We start from the raw sequence: 23,490 nt of genomic DNA, 5'->3' as shown, positions 1-23,490 counted from the left end.
CCCCCAGCCCCGTCAACGGCAGCGCCGTCGATGGCAGCCCCACCAACGGCAGCCCCCTTCCGGCCGGGCTGGCGGACGCCCTCAAACGGGACAGTACCGGCCTGGTGGCCGCGATCGTCCAGCAGTTCGATACCCACGAGGTACTGATGCTGGGCTGGATGGACGACGAGGCGCTGCACCGCACCATGACGAGCGGACGCGTGACCTTCTTTTCGCGGTCCCGCCAGGAGTACTGGCGCAAGGGCGACACCTCCGGCCACGTGCAATGGGTCAAGTCGCTCGCCATGGACTGCGACGGCGATGCCCTGCTGGTCCGGGTCGACCAGGTCGGCGCGGCCTGCCACACCGGAACCCGGACCTGCTTCGACGGGCGCGAGCTCGACGCCGTCGTCGGCCACGGAGGCTAAACGCCCCCGGCGAAGGACCCCGGCAAACGCCACAGGCAAAGGAACACCGGCAGAGCGCCCCGGCGCTTCCACAGCTTCACGAACCGGACCCCACACTGGATCCCATCACCGGATCCTGTGACAGGTCCACCTAAAGAACAGGCGGAAAGCACAGCCATGCAGGACCTTGGAATCATCAGCCCCGGCCTCGAAGAGTTCCGCGAACTCGCAGGCCACAGCCGCGTCATCCCTGTCCGGCTCAAGGTGCTGGCTGACGCCGAAACCCCGATCGGGCTCTACCGCAAGCTCGCCCAGGGCCAGCCCGGGACGTTCCTGATGGAATCGGCGGCGGTCGGCGGCGCCTGGTCCCGCTATTCCTTCATCGGCTCCCGCTCCCGGGCCACCCTGACCACCAAGGACGGCAACGCGCACTGGCTGGGCGAGCCCCCGGTCGGTGTGCCGCTGGACGGCAACCCGGTGGACGCCATCCGCGACACCGTCGCAGCGCTGCGCACCGAGCGCTTCGACGGCCTCCCGCCGTTCACGTCCGGCCTGGTCGGATTCCTGGGCTGGGAAACCGTCCGGCACTGGGAGAAACTGACCAGCCCGCCGGAGGACGACCTCCAGCTGCCGGAAATGGCCCTCAACCTCGTCACGGACATGGCGGTCCACGACAACATGGACGGCACCGTCCTGCTGATCGCCAACGCCATCAACTTCGACAACAGCACCGAACGCGTCGACGACGCCTGGTACGACGCCGTCGCCCGCGTCAAAGCCCTGCTGGAAAAGATCAGCCGTCCCGTGGAGCAGCCTGTCTCCGTACTCGAAGCAGCCGCCCTGGATTTCGCGTCGAGCGTGCAGGAACGCTGGGACGAATCCGAGTACCTGGCCGCCCTGGACCGCGGCAAGGAGGCGATCGTGGACGGCGAGGTCTTCCAGGTGGTGATCTCCCGCCGCTTCGAAATGGAGTGCGGCGCCGACCCCCTCGACGTCTACCGGGTCCTGCGGAACACCAACCCCAGCCCCTACATGTACCTCTTCAGCTTCGAGGACGCCGCTGGCCGCGAGTACACGATCGTCGGCTCCTCGCCGGAGGCCCTGGTCACCGTGACGGGGGATGAGGTCATCACCCACCCCATCGCCGGCTCACGGCCGCGCGGCAAGACGGTGGAGGCGGACAAGGCCCTGGCCGAGGAACTGCTGGCAGACGAGAAGGAACGCGCCGAGCATCTGATGCTGGTCGATCTGTCCCGCAACGACCTCTCCAAGGTCTGCGTCGCAGGATCTGTCGACGTCACGCAATTCATGGAAGTGGAACGCTTCAGCCACATCATGCACCTGGTGTCCACGGTGGTGGGCGAGCTGGCCCCGGCCGCCAAGGCCTATGACGTTCTCAAGGCCACGTTCCCGGCCGGCACCCTCTCCGGTGCCCCTAAGCCGCGGGCCCTGCGCCTCCTGGACGAACTTGAACCGCACCGGCGCGGTATCTACGGCGGCGTGGTGGGTTACCTGGACTTCGCCGGGGACATGGACATGGCGATCGCGATCCGCTCGGCCCTGCTCCGGGAAGGACGCGCCTACGTCCAGGCCGGCGGCGGGATCGTGGCCGATTCCGTCAACCCCACCGAGGCCCAGGAAACCGTGAACAAGGCCGCCGCCCCGCTCCGCGCCGTGCACACCGCCACTTCGCTGCACAACATCACCGCCGACACGGTGCCCGACGCCGGGGCGGACAACTGATGGAGCAGCCGCACGCCTCTGCCAAGGACACCGCCAAGAACACCGTGAAAACCACCACGCTGCCCGCCGTTCCCGGCTGGGCCCGCAAGTCCACCCTGGTCCTGGTGATCGCTGCCCTGGCGCTGGCTGTGTTCGGGACCACCACCCAGACCTGGCTCACAGTGCACCTTGACCCCACGCAGCTCGGCGCGGCCGTGGCCAGCCAGGACGGCCTGCAGGTCCAGGGCAGCAAGGCCGCGACCACTGTGACGGCCCTGGCGCTTGTTGCCCTGGCCGGCGGCCTGGCGGCCTCCATCGCTGGCCGCGTGGCCCGCTGGGTCATCACGGCGATCATCCTCCTCGCGGCCGCGGGTATCGTCGCCGCGGCAGCGGTCGTGCTGGCGGACCCTCTGTCCGCGGCGCAGGGATCAATCGCGGCCGCCACCGGGATCAGTGGCAGCAGTGTGCAGGTGGACGTAACAGTGTTCCCCGTTCTCGCCGTCGTCGCCGGGGCCCTGTTGGGACTCAGCGCCTTGGCGATCGTGCCGGCCGGCCGTTACTGGAAGAGCCGCACCAAATATGACGCGGCAGCCGCCGGGCCCGCCGCCGGCGGGACTGCAGTTGGTGGTACTGCCGCGGCCGCCCCCGCGGACGAGATCGACAGCTGGGACCGGTTGTCCCGCGGCGACGACCCCACCTGAGCCGATGCCGCGGGCGCGGCCAGCGACGCGACTAGCAACGCGGCCAAAACACACAGCCAAAAAATGGCAGAATGTAAGCAGTATTCATCCTGAGGAGATTTCAATGAGCAAAGCCACTGTTTCCGCATCCACGTCCGCTGCGCCGAAGGGCGTCTACGACGACGTCGACCACAGCGAAGCACCGGGTCACGGCAACAGCCCGGCCGCGTGGACTTGCGTGATCGTGATGCTGGTCGGCGCCCTCATTGCGTCCATCGCCTTCGTCATCGCCAACACGCCGATCTTTGTCGCGGGTGCGGCGATCATGGTGATCGGGCTGCTCGCCGGCTGGGCCATGCGCAAGGCCGGCTACGGCGTCGGCGGCAGCAAGCTGAAGAACTCCGGCCACTGAGCGTGAGCGTTCTCGACGACATCAATGCCGGTGTCAGGGAGGATATGCAGGCGCGCCAGCGTCTGGTCACGCTCGCGGAACTGAAGGAGCGCGCCGCCGCGGCGGCGCCCGCCCGTGACGCCTGGGCCGCCCTGGGCGGCACCTCCAGCACCCGGGACCAGCTCAAGGTCATCGCCGAAGTTAAGCGCCGCAGCCCGTCCAAGGGCCGGCTGGCGGACATCGCCGATCCCGCGTCCCTCGCCGCGCAGTACGCCGACGGCGGGGCCGCCGTGATCAGCGTCCTGACCGAGGAGCGCCGCTTCGGCGGCTCCCTCGCCGACCTCGACGCCGTACGGGCCGCAGTGGACATTCCGCTGCTGCGCAAGGACTTCATGGTTGACGAGTACCAGATCTGGGAGGCCCGTGCCCACGGTGCCGACCTGATCCTGCTGATCGTGGCTTCGCTCTCGGACGCCCAGTTGCGCGAATTTACGGCCCTCAGCCGCGAGCTCGGCATGAACGTGCTGGTGGAGACGCATACCGCCGGGGAAATCGAGCGTGCGGTGGCCGCGGAGGCCCGGATCATCGGCGTCAACGTGCGCAACCTCAAGACGCTCGACGTCGACCGTTCCGTCTTCGCGGAGCTGGCCGGCAGCATTCCCGCCGGCGCCCTCGTGGTCGCCGAATCCGGTGTGCGCAACGTTGAGGACGTCAAACACTACGCGGCCCGCGGCGCCAACGCGGTCCTGGTCGGCGAGGCGCTGGTCAGTGACGCGACGCCCCGCAAGCGGATCGCCGAGTTCATGGCTGCCGGCGCAACGGCAATCGCCGCCCGCGCCTGAGGCCGGCCGGTCCTGGCGCCTCCGTCCGGACCGTAAGCGGTACCGGGCCCGCCATTTGCCCGGACAATGAGCGGATCTCGTCTGCAGATCCGCAAAGCTAGCAGTGGAACAGGATGGTGAGACTGATGGTCGATGCGCCAGCAGCCGGCTCTGACGAAAGTGCCGTGGACGCGTTCCTGCAGGGCGAACGCCCCCAGGAGCATCCCGCGCAGGGCGAACCGTCCCTGCGGCACGCCCCGGGGCCATACTTCGGGAACTACGGCGGCCGCTGGATGCCCGAGTCGCTCATCGCGGCCCTGGACGAGCTCGAGGACACCTTCGAGAAGGCCAAGGCCGATCCGGAGTTCACAGCCCAGATCGCCGACCTGAACAAGAACTACTCGGGCCGCCCGTCCCTGCTGACCGAGGCCAAGCGCTTCGCCGAGCACGCCGGCGGGGTTCGGATCTTCCTGAAGCGCGAAGACCTCAACCACACCGGCTCGCACAAGATCAACAACGTCCTGGGCCAGGCGCTGCTCGCCAAGCGGATGGGCAAGACCCGCGTCATCGCCGAAACCGGTGCCGGCCAGCACGGTGTTGCCAGCGCCACGGCGGCAGCCCTGCTGGGCCTGGAATGCGTGGTCTACATGGGTGCCGAGGATTGCCGCAGGCAGTCCCTCAACGTGGCCCGGATGGAGCTCCTCGGCGCCACGGTCATCCCGGTGACCAACGGATCCCAGACGCTCAAGGACGCCATCAACGAGGCCCTGCGCGACTGGGTTGCGAACGTGGGCAACACGCATTACCTGCTGGGCACTGCCGCCGGCGCACACCCGTTCCCGGCCATGGTCCGCTACTTCCACGAAGTGATCGGCGAGGAAGCCCGGGCCCAGATCCTGGATCAGACGGGCCGGCTTCCGGACGCCGTCTGTGCCTGCATCGGCGGCGGCTCCAACGCGATCGGCATCTTCCACGGCTTCCTCGATGACCCGTCGGTCAAGATCTACGGCTTCGAGGCCGGCGGCGAAGGCGTCGAAACCGGACGCCACGCGGCAACCATTACGCTCGGCAAACCCGGTGTGCTGCACGGCGCGCGTTCCTACCTGATGCAGGACGACGACGGCCAGACCATCGAGTCGCACTCCATCTCGGCGGGCCTGGACTACCCCGGGGTCGGCCCCGAGCACTCCTACCTCGCCGACATCGGCCGGGTCAGCTACGAGCCCATCACGGACAGCGAAGCCATGGAGGCCTTCCGGCTCCTGTGCCGCACCGAGGGCATCATCCCCGCCATCGAGTCCGCCCACGCCCTCGCCGGCGCCATCAAAGTGGGGCAGCGGCTCGCCGCGGACGCGGCCACAGGCAACGCAACAGGCGCGGCCGACAAGATTGTGATCGTGAACCTCTCCGGCCGCGGCGACAAGGACGTGGCCACCGCCGCGGAATGGTTCGACCTGCTGGACAAGGACTCACCTGAAGCAGTAATCGCCAAAGAGGGGGAACAGCTGTGAGCACCAGCCAGGACGGCAACCAGAACGCCGCGCAGCACGCCAGCAAGTCGGCGGCGGCCATTGACCGCGCCCGCGCCCAGGGAAGGGCGGCCCTGATCGGCTACCTGCCGGCCGGCTACCCGAGCGTTGAAGACACCATCGCCGCCGGCATCGCCCTGGCCGAGAACGGCGCCGACCTCATCGAGATCGGCATCCCGTACTCCGACCCGGTCATGGACGGCCAGGTCATCCAGGCGGCCACGACTGAGGCCCTCGCGAAGGGCTTCCACGTCCGGGAGGTCTTCGACGTCGTCCGCGGCATCACGAGCAAGACCGACGCCGCCGTGCTGGTCATGACCTACTGGAACCCCGTAGTCCGGATGGGCGTGGACGAGTTCTCCCGCCGCCTGGCCGAGGCCGGGGGAGCCGGGCTGATCACCCCCGACCTCATCCCGGACGAGGCCGCCGAATGGATGGCCGCCTCCGACAAGTACGGACTGGACCGGGTGTTCCTCGTGGCTCCCTCGTCTTCCCCGGAACGCATGAAACGCACTGTCGATGCGAGCCGCGGCTTCGTGTACGCCGTCTCCATCATGGGCGTCACCGGCGCCCGGACCTCGGTCAGCTCGGCGGCCAGGAACGTAGTCGCCGCCGCGCACGCCGCGGGCGCCGAACGCGTCTGCGTGGGCCTCGGCGTCTCCAACGCAGGCCACGTTCGCGAGATCGCCGAGTATGCGGACGGCGTGATTGTGGGCACCGCCCTCGTCGCGGCCATCCGGGACGGCGGCGTGGATGCGGTAGCGTCCTTGACGAAAGACCTCAGCACCGGCCTTACCAGGGAAGAAGCGTAAGCAATGCAGTCAGTCCTCCACGCGGCGGCGATGATTCCCGCGAGCATTCCGAGCCCCAGCTGGTCCGGATTCGACATCCCGCTGCCGTGGGGGGCCCTGCGCATCCACGCCTACGCCCTGTGCATCCTCGCCGGCATCATTGCCGGCCTGTGGCTCACCTCCGTCCGCTGGGCGCGCCGCGGCGCACCCGAGGGCAGCGTCTGGGACATCGCCATCTGGGCCATCCCGTTCGGCATCATCGGCGGACGGCTTTACCACGTGTTCTCCTCGCCGGATGCCTACTTTGGTCCCGGATTCGATGGCACGGGCGATCTGTCCTTGATTCCGCAGATCCAGCGCGGCGGCCTGGGCATTTGGGGCGCCGTCCTGCTGGGTGCCGTGGGCGCCTGGATCGGGTGCCGGCGTGCCGGGGTGAAGCTGAGCGCCTTCATGGACGCGGCGGCCCCCGGGCTATTGCTGGCCCAGGCGATTGGCCGGTGGGGCAACTACTTCAACCAGGAGCTCTTCGGCGGCCCCACCACGCTTCCGTGGGGGCTGCAGATCGATCCCAACAACCCGAACTTCCCGGCTGGCATGCCGGCAGAGACGCTTTTCCACCCGACGTTCCTCTACGAGTCGTTGTGGAACCTGGCCGGCGTGCTGATCCTGCTGGCCCTGGACCGGAAATTCAACTTCCGCCGTGGCCGGCTCTTCTGCGTCTACGCCATGTACTACACCCTTGGCCGCGTCTGGATCGAGGCCATGCGGATCGACGACGCCGAGCAGATCACCCTCTTCGGGCTCACCACCAGGCTCAACGTCTGGACCAGCATCATTGTCTTTGCCGGAGCCCTGCTCGCCTTCATCATCCTGGGCCTGCGCAAGCCCTCCGAGCCGGACACCCCGTTCCTCCCGGGCCGCGAACCGGCGGAGAGCAAGCCGTTGGAGTCTAAGTCGGCAGAGTCAAAGACGGACACTGAAGCGGCCGACGCCGACCGCACCACCGACGCCGACCGCACCACCGGCGCGGCGGGCGCTGCCGGACCGGCCGCCGTCGCCGGGGCCAACGCCCGGGCCAATGACGCCGCCGAGGGGGACCGCACCACCGTTCCCGCGGAGGCAACAGTTGTCCGCCATGCGGACTCTGCTGTCTCAGATAGTGAATCCCGTGCTAATCTCCGGAATAATCAAAGCGGACCAGTTCGCGCATCCGAGGATGCGGACAAGGACTCCACCGGCGGCACCGCGCCCGCCAACGGAGCTCCGGCAGCCGGAGTAGTATCCGGCCGCCAGGGAACTGGAACCGCGCCGGAGGCTGAGGGCACCAAGTAGCTCAGCACCGGCAGCTCGGGTTGCGGAGCCACCGCTCGCAAGACCCGGCTCCACAGCGTCGTGGCAAGAGGGCTTGCTGCGGACAGCAGATAGACGCTGTCCGTGCAAGCCCGGGCCAGCACCTGCGTAACTGTTAGTACAGGAGGCCGGGCTGGCCTACAATTCCAGTTAGAAAACACTCTGTTGCGCCCGTCACACACCGGCGTTCCGAGTGGGGCCAATGTTGTCCCTCCCATACGCACGATCAGGAGGAAGGACGTCTCCAATGACCCAAACTCTTCACAGCCCCAGCTGGTCCGATCCGGACCCGACCCCGGCTGCCGCGTCACCCTTCAGCCGGTTCGCGGCGATTCCGGCAGCCGCCGGACTCTACAACCCGGAGAACGAAAAGGACGCCTGCGGCCTGGCCATCATCGCCACGCTCCGCGGCGAGCCTGGCTATGACATCGTCGACGCCGCCCTGACCGCCCTGCGCAACCTCGAGCACCGCGGTGCCGTGGGCGCCGATGAAGGTACCGGCGACGGCGCCGGCCTCCTCATGCAGGTGCCGGACGAATTCTTCCGCGCGGTCACGGACTTCGAACTTCCGGCCCCCGGACAGTACGTCGTGGGAACCGCCTTTCTGCCGGCCGAGCAGCGCGAATCGGACGCCGCCCGGTCCGGCATCGAAGGCCTCGCCGCGGACGAGGGCCTGACCGTCCTGGGCTGGCGCGAAGTCCCGATCGTGGCCGACCTAGTCGGGGCCATGGCCCGGGCCTGCATGCCGCACTTCTCGCAGCCCTTCTTCGCTTCCAGCACCGGGGAAACCCTCGAGCGCAACGAGCTCGATTCCCGCGCCTGGCGGATCCGCAAGCGCGCCCAGAACAAGTTCGGCGTGTACTTCCCGTCGCTGTCCTCCCGGACCATCGTCTACAAGGGCATGCTCACCACCGCGCAGCTGGAACCGTTCTACCCGGACCTTTCGGATAAGCGCTTCAAGACCAAGCTCGCGATCGTCCACTCGCGCTTCTCCACCAACACGTTCCCGTCCTGGCCCCTGGCCCAGCCGTTCCGCACCATCGCGCACAACGGCGAGATCAACACGGTCAAGGGCAACCGCAACTGGATGCGGGCACGGCAGTCGCAACTGTCCAGCCCGCTGCTGGGGGACTCACCCGAAGAGCTGTACCCGATCTGCACCCCGGGCGCCTCGGACTCGGCTTCGTTCGATGAGGTGGCGGAACTGCTCTGGCTCTCCGGCCGGCCCATCACGCACTCGATCATGATGATGATCCCGGAGGCGTGGGAAAACCACGCCACCATGGATCCGGCCCGCCGCGCCTTCTACGAGTACCATTCGATGCTCATGGAGCCGTGGGACGGCCCGGCGGCCGTCTCCTTCACGGACGGCAACCTGGTCGGCGCCACGCTGGACCGCAACGGGCTGCGCCCGGGCCGGTACTGGATCACCGAGGACGGCCTCATCATCTTCGCCTCCGAGGTCGGCGTGATCGACGTCGAACCCTCCAAGGTGGTCAAGAAGGGCCGCGTCTCACCGGGCAAGATGTTCCTGGTGGACACCGGGGCCGGCCGGATCATCGACGACGCCGAGGTCAAGGCCGAGGTCGCCGCCGCGAACCCCTGGGCCGAATGGGTCAAGGACAACCTGATCGACCTCAACCACCTGCCCGAGCGCGAGCACGTCGTGCACACCGCCGCCTCGGTCAACATCCGCCAGCGGACCTTCGGCTACACCACCGAGGAACTGAAAATCCTGCTGGGCCCGATGGCCCGCACGGGCGCAGAACCTCTCGGCGCAATGGGCTCCGACACTCCGGTGGCCGTGCTGTCCAAGCGCCCGCGGCTGCTCTTTGACTACTTCGTGCAGTCCTTCGCACAGGTCACCAACCCGCCGCTGGACGCCATCCGTGAAGAACTCGTCACGTCCCTGACGTGCGCGATCGGCCCGAACGGCAACCTGCTGGACACCAAGCAGGTCCGCCAGCCGCAGGTCTCGCTGCCGTTCCCCGTGATCAACAACGACCAGCTCGCCAAGATCGCGAACATCGAGAGTGCCGACGGCGGCAAGGTCGCCATGAAAGTCCGCGGACTGTACCGCCCGGAAGGTGGCGAGAACGCCCTCCGCGCCCGGCTCACCGAAATCTGCGAGCAGGTCTCCGGCGCCATCAACCGTGGCGTCCAGTATGTGGTGCTCTCGGACCGCGACTCGAACGCCCAGTGGGCGCCCATCCCGTCCCTGCTGCTCGTCAGCGCCGTTCACCACCACCTGCTGCGCAGCGCCAACCGCACCAAGACCGCCCTCGTGGTGGAGGCCGGCGACGTCCGCGAGACGCACCACGTCGCCGTCCTCATCGGCTACGGCGCCTCCGCCGTGAACCCGTACCTGGCCATGGAATCCGTGGAACAGCTCATCGCCTCCGGCGACGTCGTGGGGGTCACCCCGCAGGACGGCGTCTACAACCTGATCAAGGGCCTCGGCAAGGGCGTCCTGAAGATCATGTCCAAGATGGGCATCTCCACCGTGGCCTCCTACACCGGTGCCCAGACCTTCGAAGCCCTCGGCCTCGGCCAGGACCTGGTGGACGAGTACTACTCCGGCACGCATTCCCAGCTCGGCGGCGTCGGCCTCGATGTCATTGCTGCCGAAGTCCTGGCACGGCACCGCATGGCCTACCCCGAGAACGGCATCGAACTGCCGCACCAGCCCCTGCTCGGCGGCGGCGAATACCAGTGGCGCCGCGACGGCGAACCCCACCTGTTCAACCCGGAGACCGTCTTCCGGCTGCAGCACGCGACGCGTGAACGCCGCTACGACATCTTCAAGGCCTACACCCGCGGCGTGGACGACCAGTCCGAGAACCTCATGACCCTGCGCGGACTGCTGAAGTTCAAGGCCGGTCTTCGTCCCGCGGTGCCGCTTGAGGAAGTGGAAGCGGTTTCGAGCATCGTCAAGCGGTTCTCCACCGGTGCCATGAGCTACGGTTCCATCTCCAAGGAAGCCCACGAGACCCTCGCGATCGCCATGAACCGGCTGGGCGGCAAGTCCAACACCGGTGAAGGCGGCGAGGACGTGGACCGCCTGCTCGATCCCGCACGCCGTTCCGCGGTCAAGCAGATCGCCTCCGGCCGCTTTGGCGTCACCAGCCTGTACCTGTCCAACGCGGACGACATCCAGATCAAGATGGCGCAGGGTGCCAAGCCCGGCGAAGGCGGCCAGCTGATGGCGCAGAAGGTCTACCCCTGGGTGGCCCGCACGCGGCACTCCACACCCGGCGTCGGCCTCATTTCGCCGCCCCCGCACCACGACATCTACTCGATCGAGGACCTCGCGCAGCTGATCTACGACGCCAAGCGCGCCAACCCGTCGGCGCGGGTGCACGTCAAGCTCGTCTCCGAGGTCGGGATCGGCACCGTGGCGGCCGGCGTCACCAAGGCGAAGGCCGACGTCGTGCTGGTTTCCGGACACGACGGCGGTACCGGCGCCTCGCCGCTGAACTCGCTCAAGCACGCCGGTGTCCCGTGGGAACTCGGCCTCGCTGAGACCCAGCAGACGCTCATGCTCAATGGCCTGCGCGACCGTGTGGTGGTGCAGGTGGATGGCCAGCTCAAGACCGGCCGCGACGTCGTGATCGCCGCGCTGCTCGGCGGCGAGGAGTTCGGTTTCGCCACCGCTCCGCTGGTGGTCTCCGGCTGCATCATGATGCGTGTCTGCCACCTGGACACCTGCCCGGTCGGCGTCGCGACGCAGAACCCCGAGCTGCGCTCCAGGTTCAACGGCAAGCCCGAGTTCGTGGTGAACTTCTTCGAATTCCTTGCCGAGGAAGTCCGCGAAATCCTCGCGGAACTGGGTTTCCGCAGCATCGAGGAGGCGATCGGCCATGCCGAGATGCTCGACTCCCGCGACGCGATCAACCACTGGAAGGCCGAAGGGCTGGACCTGGATCCGATCCTGCACGGCCTCGAGTTCGACGACGACGCGCCGCTGCGCAATCTCACCGGCCAGAACCACGAACTCGACAAGCACTTCGACCAGCGCCTGATCGCCATGGCGGCCGAAGCCCTCAGTGACCGCACGCCGGTGAAGATCTCCGTGAACGTCATCAACACGGACCGCTCGGTCGGCACAATGCTCGGCCACGTGGTCACGAAGACCTTCAGCACCGACGTCCTGGCCACGGACACCATTGACATCACGCTCAATGGCACCGCCGGCCAGTCGCTCGGGGCGTTCCTGCCGGCCGGCATCACGCTGCGCATGTTCGGCGACTCCAACGACTACGTCGGCAAGGGACTGTCCGGCGGCCGCATCATCGTCCGGCCGGACCGCACCAACGTTTTCCCGGCCGAGCGGAACGTGATCGCGGGCAACGTGATCGGCTACGGCGCCACGAGCGGTGAAATGTTCCTGCGTGGCCAGGTGGGCGAACGCTTCCTGGTCCGCAACTCAGGCGCCACCGCGGTGGCCGAAGGCATCGGCGACCACGGCTGCGAGTACATGACCGGTGGCCAGACGCTCATCATCGGCCGCACCGGCCGCAACTTCGGTGCCGGCATGTCCGGTGGCACGGCCTATGTGCTGGACCTGCAGACCGAACGCGTCAACAAGCAGGCCCTCGAGTCCGGCGAGCTGCAGCTGCTCGAGCTCGACGCCGAGGACCGCGACATCGTCCACGGGCTGCTCGTCAAGCACGTCGAGGAAACCGAATCGCTCCACGCGGCCCGGCTCCTCGAGAACTTCGATGACACTGCAGCCCGCATAACCAAGGTGCTGCCGCGCGACTACGCGGCAGTCCTGCAAACCCGTCTTGACGCCATCGAAGAGGGCCTGGACCCCGACGGCGAAGAAGTTTGGTCTCGAATCCTGGAGGTGACCGGTGGCTGATCCACGCGGATTTCTGAAAGTACGTCAGCGCGAAACCCAGCCCCGCCGTCCCGTTCCGGTCCGCATCATGGACTGGAAAGAGGTCTACGAGGCCCAGGAAAAGGGTGTCCTCAAGAGCCAGGCCGGCCGCTGCATGGACTGCGGTGTCCCCTTCTGCCACCAGGGCTGCCCGCTGGGCAACCTCATTCCGGAATGGAACGACCTCATCTGGCGGGACAAGGGCGAGGAAGCGATGGAACGGCTGCACGCCACCAACAACTTCCCCGAGTTCACGGGCCGGCTGTGCCCGGCCCCCTGCGAGGCGTCCTGCGTGCTGGGCATCAACCAGCCCGCGGTGACCATCAAGCAGGTCGAGGTATCCATCGTGGACCAGGCCTTCGAGAACGGCTGGGTCAACCCCCTGCCGCCGGCGCGACTGACCGGCAAGACGGTCGCCGTCGTCGGTTCCGGCCCCGCCGGGCTCGCCGTCGCCCAGCAGCTGACCCGGGTGGGCCACACCGTGGCCGTTTACGAGCGCGACGACAAGATCGGCGGACTCCTGCGCTACGGGATCCCCGACTTCAAGATGGAAAAAGAGCAGGTGGACCGCCGGCTGGAGCAGATGAAGGCCGAAGGCACCCGGTTCCGCACCGGCGTGGCCGTCGGCACCGACGTGACCTGGGAGCAGCTGCGCCGCCGGTACGACGCCGTCGTGATCGCCACTGGTGCCACCGTCCCGCGTGACCTGCCGATCCCGGGCCGCGAGTTCGAGGGCGTCCACTTCGCCATGGACTACCTTGTGCCGGCCAACCGGGTGGTGGCGGGGGAGACCGTGGAGAACCAGATCAACGCCGCGGGCAAGCACGTCGTCATCCTCGGCGGCGGCGACACCGGAGCCGACTGCCTCGGTACCGCGCACCGGCACCAGGCCGCGTCCGTGACCACCCTCGCGATCGGCAAGCAGCCACCCGTCGAGCGTGCCGGCCACCAGCCGTGGCCGACGTTCCCCACCCTGTTTGAGGTCGCCAGCGCGCACGAGGAAGGCGGCGAACGCACTTACCTCGCCTCCACCGTTGAGTTCGTGGGGGAAAACGGCAAACTCACGGGCGTCAAGGTGGCGGAGACGGAATTCGTCGACGGCAAACGCCTCCCGAAGGCCGGCACCGAGCGGATCATCCCCGCGGACCTCGTGTTCCTGTCCCTGGGCTTCACCGGCCCCGAGCCTGCCGGGATCACGGACCAGGTCCAGGCCGACTTCGACGGCCGCGGCAACGTGGCCCGGGACGGCTACTACATGACCAACACTGAGGGTATCTTCGTCGCCGGCGACGCCGGTCGCGGCCAGTCCCTGATCGTCTGGGCCATCGCCGAAGGGCGCGCCTGCGCGGCCGCGGTGGACAAGTTCCTGATGGGCAGCACCATCCTGCCGGCACCCGTGGCGCCGACCGACCGTGCGATGGCCGTTCTGTAGTCCAACAGGTCACTGATCCAACAGGCCCTCTGGGATTCACACTCGCTTCAACTTCATCCATGCAACAGACCACTAGGGTAGGTATATGAGACGCGCTAAAATCGTGGCCACGTTCGGACCGGCAATCGCAAGCTTTGACAACACGCTTGCCGTGCTGGAAGCCGGCGTCGACGTGGCACGCATGAACATGAGCCACGGCGATTACTCCGTGCACGACAACACCTACGAGAACGTCCGTAAGGCTGCGGGTCAGCTCGGCAAGGCCGTGGCCATCATGGCCGACCTGCAGGGCCCGAAGATCCGCCTGGGACGCTTCGTCGACGGACCGCACCTTTTGGAGGTCGGTGACACGTTCACGATCACCACCGAGGACGTTCCCGGCACCAAGGACATCTGCTCCACGACGCTCAAGAGCCTCACCGAGGACGTCAACCCGGGCGATGCCCTGCTGATCGACGACGGCAAGGTCGCCCTCCGCGCGATCGACGTCGACGACGTCAAGGTGGTTGCCCAGGTGATTGTTGGCGGCTGGGTCTCCAACAACAAGGGCATCAACCTGCCCGGCGTTGCTGTCAACGTGCCGGCGCTGAGCGAAAAGGACGAGGACGATCTGCGCTGGGCCATGCGCCGCGGCGTGGACATGGTTGCCCTGTCCTTCGTGCGGGATGCTTCTGACATCGTCCGCGTGCACGAGATCATGGACGAGGAAGGCCGCCGCGTGCCGGTGATCGCCAAGATCGAGAAGCCGCAGGCCGTCGAGCAGCTGCACGAGATCATCGACGCCTTCGACGCCATCATGGTGGCCCGTGGCGACCTCGGTGTGGAGCTTCCCCTCGAGGAAGTGCCGATCGTGCAGAAGCGTGCCATCGAACTGGCACGCCGCTGGGCCAAGCCGGTCATCGTGGCCACCCAGGTCCTGGAGTCCATGATCGAGAACCCGCGCCCGACCCGCGCCGAGGCCTCCGACTGCGCCAACGCCGTGCTCGACGGCGCCGACGCAGTGATGCTCTCCGGCGAGACCAGTGTGGGCAAGTACCCGATCGAGACGGTCAAGGTCATGGCCCGGATCATCGAATCCACCGAAGAGCACGGCCTGGAGCGCGTTCCCCCGCTGGGCACCAAGCCCAAGACCCGCGGCGGTGCCATCACCCGCGCCGCCGTCGAGATCGCCGACCAGCTGGAAGCGAAGTACATCTGTACCTTCACCCAGTCCGGTGACTCGGCACGCCGCCTCTCGCGTCTGCGCCCCATCAAGCCGGTCTTCGCTTTCACCCCGGTGGAGCACGTCTGGAACCAGCTCGCACTGACGTGGGGCATCCAGCCGGTCCTGGTCCCGATGGTTGGCCACACCGACGAGATGACGGCCCAGGTTGACCGCAGCCTGCTGGAGCTGGACGTCGTCGAGGACGGTGACCTGGTGGTCATCGCCGCCGGTTCGCCTCCCGGAAAGGCCGGTTCGACGAACCTGCTGAAGGTCCACAAGGTGGGCGACCTCGCCGACATCGGCGGCCAGGGCGAAGCCGCCGTGGCCAAGGACAAGCTCGGCCCGTGGCCGGAAAAGAAGAAGAAGAACCGGGTCCAGGCCTAGTTCTGAAAGCTTGATGGCAAAAGGGAGGATCCCCGCCGGTTGGCGGGGATCCTCCCTTTTTGGTGCTTTGTGGCTGTGTTGCTTGGTGCTGAGTCGCTTCGAGCCCGGTGCTAGTTGACCTGGTTGATGATGGTTTCGGCGACCTCGCGCATGCTGAGGCGGCGGTCCATCGAGGTCTTCTGGATCCAGCGGAAGGCTTCCGGCTCCGTCAGGCCCATCTTGGTGGTCAGGAGGCTCTTGGCGCGCTCCACGAGCTTGCGGGTGGCGAACTGCTCCTGCAGGTCGGTGACCTCGCTCTCGAGGGCCTTGATTTCCTCGTGGCGGGAGAGCGCGATCTCCAGAGCCGGGATGAGGTCCGCCGGGGTGAACGGCTTGACCACGTACGCCATGGCGCCGGCGTCGCGGGCGCGCTCCACGAGTTCTTTCTGGCTGAAGGCCGTCAGGAGGACCACGGGGGCGATCCGGGCCTTGACGATCTTCTCTGCGGCCGAGATGCCGTCCATGACGGGCATCTTGACGTCCATCAGGACCAGGTCGGGCTTGAGTTCCTCGGCGAGCTGCACGGCCTTCTCGCCGTTGTCCGCCTCGCCGACGACGTCGTAGCCTTCGCCGCGCAGGATCTCGATGATGTCCAGGCGAATGAGAGTCTCATCCTCGGCGACAACAACGCGGCGAGCCGGCTGGGAAGTGGGGGATGACTCCGTCTGTTCTGACACGGGAACTCCTTGGAAAGGTACGGCGGGAACTACACCATCATAGGTTTCGTCCGCCGATGTACTTGGACCGGTTTGGTTCGATGCGGCGTCACTGGCGCGATTCTGGAATTCAGCCTATCTGCATGTAGAGTAATTTCGCGCACTGGAAGCGATCGCGTTGCTCACAGCACTGTGGTTGAGTGATTGTTACACCGGTGTACTCCGCGCCCGAGTGGCGGAATTGGCAGACGCGCCGCACTCAAAATGCGGTATCGAAAGGTGTGTGGGTTCGAGTCCCACCTCGGGCACGACGTTTTCCCTCGTCAGAGGCGATTTTGCTTTGACGTGTTGACAAAGCTTGTGGTGGCGTCGCTCTGACGGCTGGTTCGCGGGCTGTGGCCTGGCCGCCGCGGTGGCCTGTTCAGGTGTGTGGGGTGGCGGGTTCAAGTCCCTGGCTGGTGGGCATTCCGCCTGCTGAGAAGTGGGTTCTGGCGTTTCCTCGTTTCGGTTCTCGTTGGGTGGGCCCGGGGTGGCCTACACCTATTCATGGGCCGGGGGAGCGGGGACGACATGACCACAGCGATGTCGACGTATGGCTTCCAGATATGGGTTCGGGGGAACCGTCCGAGAAGCCCTGTACCTGTGTTTGTCCAGCCAAAGAGGGTGTGGACATTGTCCACACTTATATCCGCTTTATTGAGGGTGCGGGTGGAAGAGCCGCGTCCGGTGTCAGGTTTGGACCTCGGAGTTCTTTGCTGTGTCAGAAAAGAACGAAACCGGGCCAAATCTGACAAGCTCTGACCACAGCCTGACGTCAGTTTGGGGTGTACCCAACGCAACAGGACCAGGCTTCAGGTGCATGCTCATAGACTTCTGGGATGGTGAAGACGAACGAGAAGGCGCAACTGGTGGCAGCCATCTTCGTCACTGCCGTGTCAACCTTCGGTGCGTGGCATTATTCTCAACCGGCCCTCTCTTCCGTCCCATCGCTGAGTATGCCCGGTGCGATATTCGTGGCCGTCGCCACGGATCAAGGTGGCCGGCACCATCAATCTGTCACCGGAAAAATTCAGTCCACTTCATCGAAGTAGCGCAAGGCACCGTCGAATGGGTGCATGGGTGTCCGGGCCGGGCTTGGCAGACGGGGCAGTGTACGGTCTGGGCCTGCTCTCTGGTGACCATGGCGCTACCGCTTTTCCATTGCGATGGCGATGTTGGCGCATGATCCTGAGCCGGTAGTCCCTCAGCCCGGTGTGCACCCCTGTCAGTGCGTCCAGCACGAGGTCACTGCGCACATGTGGACACGATCCTGCTCCTTCTGGTCAAGCTCAACTGTGAAGCCGTTAGCCCCCGCAACTTCCCCGGACGACGCGCTACTGCCAAGCGACATCGTCGGGTTCATAGGGCACATCCCACAGCGCGTGCGCTATGTACGACTGCGCATTGCGGATGATTGTGGGATGGTCCTTGAACCGGGCCAGTCCGGTGTTGCAGTCCCGGCAGATCAGGCCACGGACCTTCCCGGTGTTGTGGCAGTGGTCGATGAGGAGCCGTTCGCTCAACTGCTCGACGGTCCTGCGGCAGATTTTGCACTTGCCTTCCTGCTCCGTGACCATGGCCTCGTACTGGGGGACGGTGAGGCCGTACTTGCTGAGGTTGTTGTGCAAGTCCAGCAGTGGCTGGCAGGTGGTGCAGTTCCTCCTGACCTTGCCGGTGGCCGAGACGAATGCAGTCGAGGGGAGGAACTCCCTGCATTTGGGGCACATCTGCAATGCGCTCACTAGCCTGCCTCCATAAGCGCAGAGGCCTGTTCTTCCTCAGCAGCTCGCGATTCCTGTGTCGGGATAGCTGGCGCGGAACCCTGAGGGTACCCACCGGCGAACACCGTTTTCCCGGCGATCTCGCCAAAGATCTTCGTGCAGAGAATCAGCACAAGGGCGGACCTGGTTTGCCAGTCAGTGCGCTGCTGAAGATCGGCCTCGAGCCTGCTAACAAGCGATGCCACTTCGCTTTCTCCGACTATCGGCTTAGGTACCCACTGAGTTCTATGCCCTGACCCTAAGTACACCGCCTGTCCAATCGCAGACGCGACTGCTGGCGTTACCGCTACTCCTTCAAGGCGCGCTTTCATACCATTTGCAGCGCCATCCCTAGTCCCCATCTCCATATCGTCATCTACGGCAGAGTGATAAGCAAAGGAAGTAAGGACATTGTTCAGGCAGCTTCTGCCTTGTCGGCCACATGTGGTGGGGAGCGGAGGCACAAGCCCGGTAGCGGATCCTTTAGCGGGCACGTCTGTCGAGCGGCACGAGGCCTGCTGGAGGGTGCTGGGCCGTCATCGATTCGATTTGGGTTTCAGAGATTCGCGGCTATTTCTTGGACTGCCTTTGTCAGCGCGACCATGGATGATGCGCCGCCGTGCCCTTCATGTTCAACGATGATGAGTCGACTCGACTCCCACTGCTGATGTAGCGCCCAGGCCGTGGCCACCGGGCCGCTGATGTCGCGTCGACCATGAATGAGATGACCTTGAATGCCGTTGAGTTGATGAATCCGCGGGATGATTTGCCGTCCATTGGTTAGGAATCCGTCGTTGGCCCAGTAATGCGTCACAAGAAGAGCGAACGTCATGCGCTCCCGTTCATCTCCAAACAGTGGCCCTGGGTGCCAGTTGGGGTCCAGCGAGATGTGGGTAGATTCCCACTGGTCCCATGCCAGGGCGGCACGTCGTGCGTCGTCGCGGTCCAGGCCTGCGAGATGGCGGGCGTACGCCTCGACCAAACGTTCGCCCGGTTCGGCGGCGGCCGCGGACACGAAGACAGTCCATGCTTCAGGAAAGATCCGCCCTACATCTTCGGTGATCCACTGGATCTCTGCTCGGCTGCTTGTTGTCACTGCAACGAGTGCAATACCGAGAACACGGGCGGGATGCTCCAGAGCATAGGCAAGAGCGAGGGTGCTGCCCCAGGAGACGCCGGTAACGATCCATTGCTCGATGCCCAGATGTACCCTTACGGCTTCAATGTCCTCGATCAACGCTTGCGTCGTGTTAGCTGAGAGATGGCCCAAGTCGTCTTGGGCGGTGGGGACGCTTTTACCGCAGCCGCGCTGGTCCATGCCAACAGTCAAGAAGCGGCTAGGGTCGTGCCAGCGGCGGTAGCCGCCCTGACCAAGGGAGCCGCCTGGTCCTCCATGAAGGTAAAGTACCGGGATGCCCGAGGGCTCCCCGGTGGCTTCCCAATAGATTTGTGCATCCGGCACCGTCACCCAACCGGTCCGCGTCTGTGAATTTCCAGTCCCCATCCGCCAACACTACGAGAACTCGACAGGGCGTACCGCTGCACTGGCTTCGGGAAGAGGCTGCAGTGAGCCGCCGAGCCCATGTGCACCAACGCTGGGATGTTGCCGATAATCCGTCACTGATGAGACGACCTAGCCGGGCACCCAAGTAGCCCTCGACGCGCTGAGTGACTCGGAAGGTTTTCCGATGAGGGACCGTCCTACGAACGCTCAGTGACCACCTGAGCGACACACTGAGAAAACCGCAGTTCACGAAACTAGCGACCAATCTTGTGCCGGACACTCAGGTCTCTTATCAGGTCTCGGCGGTCAGAGACCTGGCGTCGGGGCCAGGGGATTCACTGGCGATGACCAGGGCGCGCGCATTAAACTTGCCTTGGCTGGGTAGGGGCCGCGGTTTGCGGGATCGTGCCTCAGATCGGAGAGCATCATGCTCAGGACCCTGTTGTGCAAGTTGAACATGCGCCACGATTGGCACCTGGAATTCACCGAGGATGGCGGCCGCTACAAGCGCTGCACGCGTTGCGGCAAGGACGACGACCGTGGCGGTGGAGGGACCGGCGCGAGTGGCGCCTGGGCTGGCGTTGCCGGGATGGGATAAGCCCGCGCGCCACGCGGTCTGCAGTTAAAGTCGCTGCGTTCACAACGGAAGGAGCTCGGGCCCGCCGAGCTGTTCACTGGCAGAGCCGGTCGAGGGTTTCCTGGGCAGCCTGTTCCATCTGCGTCTGGAGCAGGTCGACGCGGCGCGCAGTCGCCGGGTCCTGCCAGGGCCGCGGCGGCATTGTCATGGCCATCGTGATTTGGCTGCCGCCGTCGGCGCTCGTGATGGAAATACTGATGTAGCCGAATGCAGTCCCCGAATGGCCGTAGCGGACGTCGCCGGAACATGCGTCAGGAAACCGCCAGACACCGAGTCCATAGTCCGCGAAGCCGGCCTTCTTCTTCATTTCCTCCAGCATGGCGGGGGAAAGGAGCTGGCCGCGGAGGAGGGCCCGGAAGAAGTTGTTGACGTCCTGAGTGGAGGAGATGACGCCTGCTGCGGGGGAGCCGACGAAAACCTCGGGCTGGGTGACATCGACCCGTTCGCCGCCATCAGTGATGTAGGCATGGATGTTGTCCGGAGCCCCGCGGTCCGGTTCGGCCAGCGACGTGTGCTGAAGTCCCAGAGATCCGAAGATTTCTTCCTTGAGCACATCGGCGACGGGCCGTCCGCGCAGCTTCTCAATCAGCTGGCCGAGAGCCAGGTAATTGGAGTTCGAGTAAGCAAAGCGATCCATATTCTTGGACTCCCAGGGGAGCGTGGCGGCCAGTTCGAGTCCTCTCTGCATGCTGAGCCGTGTGTTCACAATCTGCTTGAGCGGATCCGTATTTTCTGCGTCTGCGTAATCAGGCATGCCGGAGTTATGGTTCAGTAACTGGCGGACGGTGACCGGTCCGGGCGGCCGCAGCGTGGTCCGAAAGCTCTCAAGGACACCATTCACCGGGTCATCGAGCCCGATCAGCCCCTGGTCGACGAGTTTCAAGACAGAAACAGCGACCATCGACTTCGTAATGCTGGCAATGGATACCCGGTCCTCGGGCTGAGCCGGGTCCTTGGTGTCCAGGTTTCGCACTCCGTAGGCCTTGGACCATTCGCTGCCCGGCCATCTCACCTGCACCACAAAGGACGTCGACCCGCCGTCCATGAAGTGCTGGACCCGGCGTTCCAGGGTCTCCGTCGCGGACTGGATCGCTTCCTGGGTCACTGCTCGGGTCGCGGCGGTGCTTGACGGAGCCGGCCCTGAAGGGGCCCCTGAGCAACCGCTCCCGGCAATGACCAAAGCCGCGGAGAAAACTGCGGCACAGAACGGACTAAAACGCGTCCTCCACCAAGCAGCCAGGTCGCCCATGACATCGTTGTACGCTCAAAAGTGCCCGGCGCATAGGTCGAGCCCGTAAAGTCCCTCCGCAACAGCCCGCTGACTATCGGAACCTTCCAGTCGGGAGCAGCAGCGGAGTCCGACGCACCGTGACAATGAACTCTGCACCCAGCACGATGGCCGCTAAGGAGTCCCCAACCGGGCTCTATCCAATTCTCAAGGTTGTGCAGACGACATCGCACATTTGCCCGGATAACCGTCATAGGCAGGGTAGGACCAGTTTCCGTACTGGGTCAGGTATTCGCGGGCGAGAGTCGGTGCGTGCTCGTGGTCGGTGATCACGCCGCCGACGGCGATTTTCTCTGTCATGACCTGAGCCTAGTGTCGGGTCCTAAAAGCGCCGGACAGGCGGACAGACATATTCGGAGTGTCGAAGTCATCGCAGCTATCCAGTAAGGAAGTGCCATGGTCTGCAGGGATTGCGGGCCGGACGAACGTCGGCGTGCTCTCCATTCGGCGGGAGGCCTGTCAGTGCCGAACGTCCGGGGCAAGTCTTGGGCGCCCGAGTTCGGCTGGCCGTCCTCGTAGGTGTGGGTCGCGTCGTTGACCTTGATGACGGCGTCAAGGTTGATGGTCTGCATGATGTTCCTCCGGGCTGGTCCTGAGTCGGCGGGGGCCGCCTGCAGACCTCATGTGTGCGGCGAAACCCCGGGCCCTCCCCGGCAGATCAGCGGATGCGGTAGGCCGGCACGAGCACGTAACCTCTGAAACCCGGCCGGGTGGCAGTTATCCGGACGTTGACGTTCTTGCCCTTGTCGGCGCTCCGGACCTTGTACGTGGCGGACGTGGCCCCGCTGATTGGTGCGCCGTTGCGCAGCCACCGGTACGTCAACTTCATGCCCTTCGGCCAGGACTGCTTGCCGGCCTTCAGAACGGAGCCGACCTTCGCCTTCGCCGTGACCGGGACCGGGGCCGGAGCATAGACAGGTGGCTTGGTCAGGATCGTCGTCGTCGACTTAGTGGGGCCCGTGCGAGGGGTGGCCGGCGCCTTCGGTGCGGGCGGGGTCTTGCCACCCAGGTTGACGGTGATGCTGCCGCCGGTCCCGCCGCCGCTGGCATTGGGGGAGCAGAAGCCGGCCCCGGCGCCCATGGCGTTCCAGTGTTGCCCGGACGGGCAGGATGCCGCCGCACTGGCCGGGCCGGCGCCGATGGCCACCCCGCCAAGGGCGATGAGTCCGGCTGCGGCGATCGTGGTCAGGGTCCTGCGGGTCATTGCGCTCCTTCGGCGGGCAACGGCTGCCCATAAGTCATTATCGGGTGGAAGCTCTCAGATGTAATGCGCGCGTCCTCGTCAGTTTCCGCCGGGCGGTGATGGCGTCCAGTGGTGAGGTCGAGGTGGACGTGCTTGGGCTGCAGGTTCATGTAGGCGGTGATTTTCATATGCACCATGTGTGCGGCATCCGCCCGGCTGCTCCCCGGACGATTTTTCTTCTAAAACCTTCCTGAGCAGTGCACAACAGCCGGTGGCCCGTCGAAATCCCCATGAAAGGCCTCGGCATTGGCCAGCAGCTCGGCTGGCTGACCGCCCGGCCCAACGCCATCGAACCGAGTGCTAGCGCGACGGGTCGCTGAGGGGCACTACAGCTCCGGCCGGTTTATGCCGTCGGCGGTACTGGTCAGGTCGGCACCCTCGTCGATCTGGAACGCTTCGATGCTCGGGTCGGCGATGAGCTCTGCGACGAGGCCGGGGCTGCCGGCGACGATGGTGGAGTCGAAATCGATCTCCGTGACCATGACCCAGGCCCTGTCCTCGGGCCAGAGCAGGTTCGGGGATTGCGGCCAGTACGGGTCGCGGTTCCAGGGGGCGTCCTGAATCCACGAGACGTCCGTGAAGTCCCGCGGGGCGGCGGCGAACAGGAAATAGTCGCGCCCCGGGAGCGACAGCCGCGAGTTCTTCATTGTCTTTGCGGGCAGCAGGCCGGCTCCGGAACGGTGCGCCATCATGAGCTTCCCAAGGATCCCCGGAAGCGGTCTCCGGACCGCGGTGAGCGGACGGTATCCGGC

At 65.7% G+C, this 23,490-nt stretch carries 18 protein-coding genes, 1 tRNA gene and 1 pseudogene; 13 read left to right on the top strand and 7 right to left on the bottom strand.

Annotated elements, in window-relative coordinates; genetic code table 11:
* Positions 1–68: 68 nt before the first annotated feature.
* From hisI to pyk, 11 genes are all read left to right on the top strand, one after another.
* Positions 69–407, top strand: a complete 339-nt coding sequence (hisI, locus tag LQV16_RS17965; RefSeq protein WP_229995251.1) for a phosphoribosyl-AMP cyclohydrolase — start codon at positions 69–71, stop codon at positions 405–407.
* 156 nt (positions 408–563) lie between these two features.
* A complete protein-coding gene (locus LQV16_RS17960) occupies positions 564–2,129 on the top strand; it encodes an anthranilate synthase component I (RefSeq protein ID WP_229995250.1) in 1,566 nt (521 codons plus the stop codon).
* Positions 2,129–2,809, top strand: coding sequence for a Trp biosynthesis-associated membrane protein (locus tag LQV16_RS17955; RefSeq protein WP_229995249.1), 681 nt, complete (start codon positions 2,129–2,131; stop codon positions 2,807–2,809). The genes LQV16_RS17960 and LQV16_RS17955 overlap by 1 nt, the downstream gene beginning before the upstream one ends.
* Before the next feature lie 103 nt (positions 2,810–2,912).
* Positions 2,913–3,200, top strand: coding sequence for an HGxxPAAW family protein (locus tag LQV16_RS17950; RefSeq protein ID WP_229995248.1), 288 nt, complete (start codon positions 2,913–2,915; stop codon positions 3,198–3,200).
* A gap of 2 nt (positions 3,201–3,202) precedes the next feature.
* A complete protein-coding gene (gene trpC, locus LQV16_RS17945) occupies positions 3,203–4,021 on the top strand; it encodes an indole-3-glycerol phosphate synthase TrpC (RefSeq protein WP_229995247.1) in 819 nt (272 codons plus the stop codon).
* Between the two features lie 125 nt (positions 4,022–4,146).
* Positions 4,147–5,511, top strand: a complete 1,365-nt coding sequence (gene trpB / locus LQV16_RS17940; protein ID WP_229995246.1) for a tryptophan synthase subunit beta — start codon at positions 4,147–4,149, stop codon at positions 5,509–5,511.
* Entirely contained in the window at positions 5,508–6,341 is an 834-nt protein-coding gene (gene trpA / locus LQV16_RS17935) for a tryptophan synthase subunit alpha (RefSeq protein ID WP_229995245.1), read from the top strand. The genes trpB and trpA overlap by 4 nt, the downstream gene beginning before the upstream one ends.
* Positions 6,342–6,344: 3 nt before the next feature.
* Positions 6,345–7,652, top strand: a complete 1,308-nt coding sequence (gene lgt / locus LQV16_RS17930; RefSeq protein ID WP_229995244.1) for a prolipoprotein diacylglyceryl transferase — start codon at positions 6,345–6,347, stop codon at positions 7,650–7,652.
* A gap of 265 nt (positions 7,653–7,917) precedes the next feature.
* Positions 7,918–12,534 (top strand): glutamate synthase large subunit, encoded by a 4,617-nt coding sequence (gltB, locus tag LQV16_RS17925; protein WP_229995243.1) that lies wholly within the window; start codon positions 7,918–7,920, stop codon positions 12,532–12,534.
* Positions 12,527–13,984 carry a glutamate synthase subunit beta gene (locus LQV16_RS17920; RefSeq protein WP_229995242.1) on the top strand — a complete coding sequence of 486 codons (1,458 nt, stop codon included), beginning with the start codon at positions 12,527–12,529 and terminating at the stop codon, positions 13,982–13,984. Before gltB ends, LQV16_RS17920 begins: the two co-directional genes overlap by 8 nt.
* Before the next feature lie 85 nt (positions 13,985–14,069).
* The gene (gene pyk, locus LQV16_RS17915; RefSeq protein WP_229995241.1) at positions 14,070–15,572 is read left to right on the top strand and encodes a pyruvate kinase; all 1,503 of its coding nucleotides are present in this window, start codon (positions 14,070–14,072) and stop codon (positions 15,570–15,572) included.
* Between the two features lie 110 nt (positions 15,573–15,682).
* On the opposite strand, the gene LQV16_RS17910 is transcribed toward pyk, so the two are convergent.
* Positions 15,683–16,288 (bottom strand): response regulator, encoded by a 606-nt coding sequence (locus tag LQV16_RS17910; RefSeq protein WP_090581781.1) that lies wholly within the window; start codon positions 16,286–16,288, stop codon positions 15,683–15,685.
* 205 nt (positions 16,289–16,493) lie between these two features.
* On the opposite strand from LQV16_RS17910, the gene LQV16_RS17905 reads away from it, so the two are divergent.
* Positions 16,494–16,575 (top strand) — tRNA-Leu (locus LQV16_RS17905).
* A 570-nt stretch (positions 16,576–17,145) separates the two neighbouring features.
* Complete coding sequence (locus tag LQV16_RS17900) at positions 17,146–17,358, top strand: hypothetical protein (protein ID WP_229995240.1); 213 nt, start codon at positions 17,146–17,148, stop codon at positions 17,356–17,358.
* 282 nt (positions 17,359–17,640) lie between these two features.
* Here the strand turns inward: LQV16_RS17900 and LQV16_RS17895 are convergent, their stop codons facing one another.
* The 6 genes and pseudogenes from LQV16_RS17895 to LQV16_RS17870 all read right to left on the bottom strand — a co-directional run.
* Entirely contained in the window at positions 17,641–18,048 is a 408-nt protein-coding gene (locus LQV16_RS17895; protein ID WP_229995239.1) for an endonuclease VII domain-containing protein, read from the bottom strand.
* A 574-nt stretch (positions 18,049–18,622) separates the two neighbouring features.
* A complete protein-coding gene (locus tag LQV16_RS17890) occupies positions 18,623–19,570 on the bottom strand; it encodes an alpha/beta fold hydrolase (RefSeq protein WP_229995238.1) in 948 nt (315 codons plus the stop codon).
* Positions 19,571–20,241: 671 nt separating this feature from the next.
* Positions 20,242–21,312 carry a serine hydrolase domain-containing protein gene (locus LQV16_RS17885; RefSeq protein ID WP_229995237.1) on the bottom strand — a complete coding sequence of 357 codons (1,071 nt, stop codon included), beginning with the start codon at positions 21,310–21,312 and terminating at the stop codon, positions 20,242–20,244.
* 330 nt (positions 21,313–21,642) lie between these two features.
* The gene (locus LQV16_RS17880) at positions 21,643–21,795 is read right to left on the bottom strand and encodes a hypothetical protein (RefSeq protein ID WP_229995236.1); all 153 of its coding nucleotides are present in this window, start codon (positions 21,793–21,795) and stop codon (positions 21,643–21,645) included.
* Positions 21,796–22,153: 358 nt separating this feature from the next.
* Positions 22,154–22,699, bottom strand: a complete 546-nt coding sequence (locus LQV16_RS17875; RefSeq protein ID WP_229995235.1) for a hypothetical protein — start codon at positions 22,697–22,699, stop codon at positions 22,154–22,156.
* Between the two features lie 365 nt (positions 22,700–23,064).
* A pseudogene (locus tag LQV16_RS17870) lies at positions 23,065–23,490 on the bottom strand (hypothetical protein); the annotation flags it as partial.

The sequence above is a fragment of the Arthrobacter sp. Bi26 genome (assembly GCF_918697925.1).
Lineage (GTDB): Bacteria > Actinomycetota > Actinomycetes > Actinomycetales > Micrococcaceae > Arthrobacter.
Note: the sequence above shows the minus strand (reverse complement) of the source record. Positions and strands in the feature narration are given on the sequence as shown.

What these genes read in the sequence shown, in the direction of transcription:
- LQV16_RS17955 (WP_229995249.1), top strand. Translation starts at nt 2,129, where the DNA reads ATGGAGCAGCCGCACGCCTCTGCCAAGGACACCGCCAAGAACACCGTG.
- lgt (WP_229995244.1), top strand. Translation starts at nt 6,345, where the DNA reads ATGCAGTCAGTCCTCCACGCGGCGGCGATGATTCCCGCGAGCATTCCG.
- LQV16_RS17950 (WP_229995248.1), top strand. Translation starts at nt 2,913, where the DNA reads ATGAGCAAAGCCACTGTTTCCGCATCCACGTCCGCTGCGCCGAAGGGC.
- LQV16_RS17875 (WP_229995235.1), bottom strand. Translation starts at nt 22,699, where the DNA reads ATGACCCGCAGGACCCTGACCACGATCGCCGCAGCCGGACTCATCGCC.
- LQV16_RS17960 (WP_229995250.1), top strand. Translation starts at nt 564, where the DNA reads ATGCAGGACCTTGGAATCATCAGCCCCGGCCTCGAAGAGTTCCGCGAA.
- gltB (WP_229995243.1), top strand. Translation starts at nt 7,918, where the DNA reads ATGACCCAAACTCTTCACAGCCCCAGCTGGTCCGATCCGGACCCGACC.
- trpB (WP_229995246.1), top strand. Translation starts at nt 4,147, where the DNA reads ATGGTCGATGCGCCAGCAGCCGGCTCTGACGAAAGTGCCGTGGACGCG.
- LQV16_RS17900 (WP_229995240.1), top strand. Translation starts at nt 17,146, where the DNA reads ATGGTGAAGACGAACGAGAAGGCGCAACTGGTGGCAGCCATCTTCGTC.
- pyk (WP_229995241.1), top strand. Translation starts at nt 14,070, where the DNA reads ATGAGACGCGCTAAAATCGTGGCCACGTTCGGACCGGCAATCGCAAGC.
- LQV16_RS17880 (WP_229995236.1), bottom strand. Translation starts at nt 21,795, where the DNA reads ATGACAGAGAAAATCGCCGTCGGCGGCGTGATCACCGACCACGAGCAC.
- LQV16_RS17890 (WP_229995238.1), bottom strand. Translation starts at nt 19,570, where the DNA reads ATGGGGACTGGAAATTCACAGACGCGGACCGGTTGGGTGACGGTGCCG.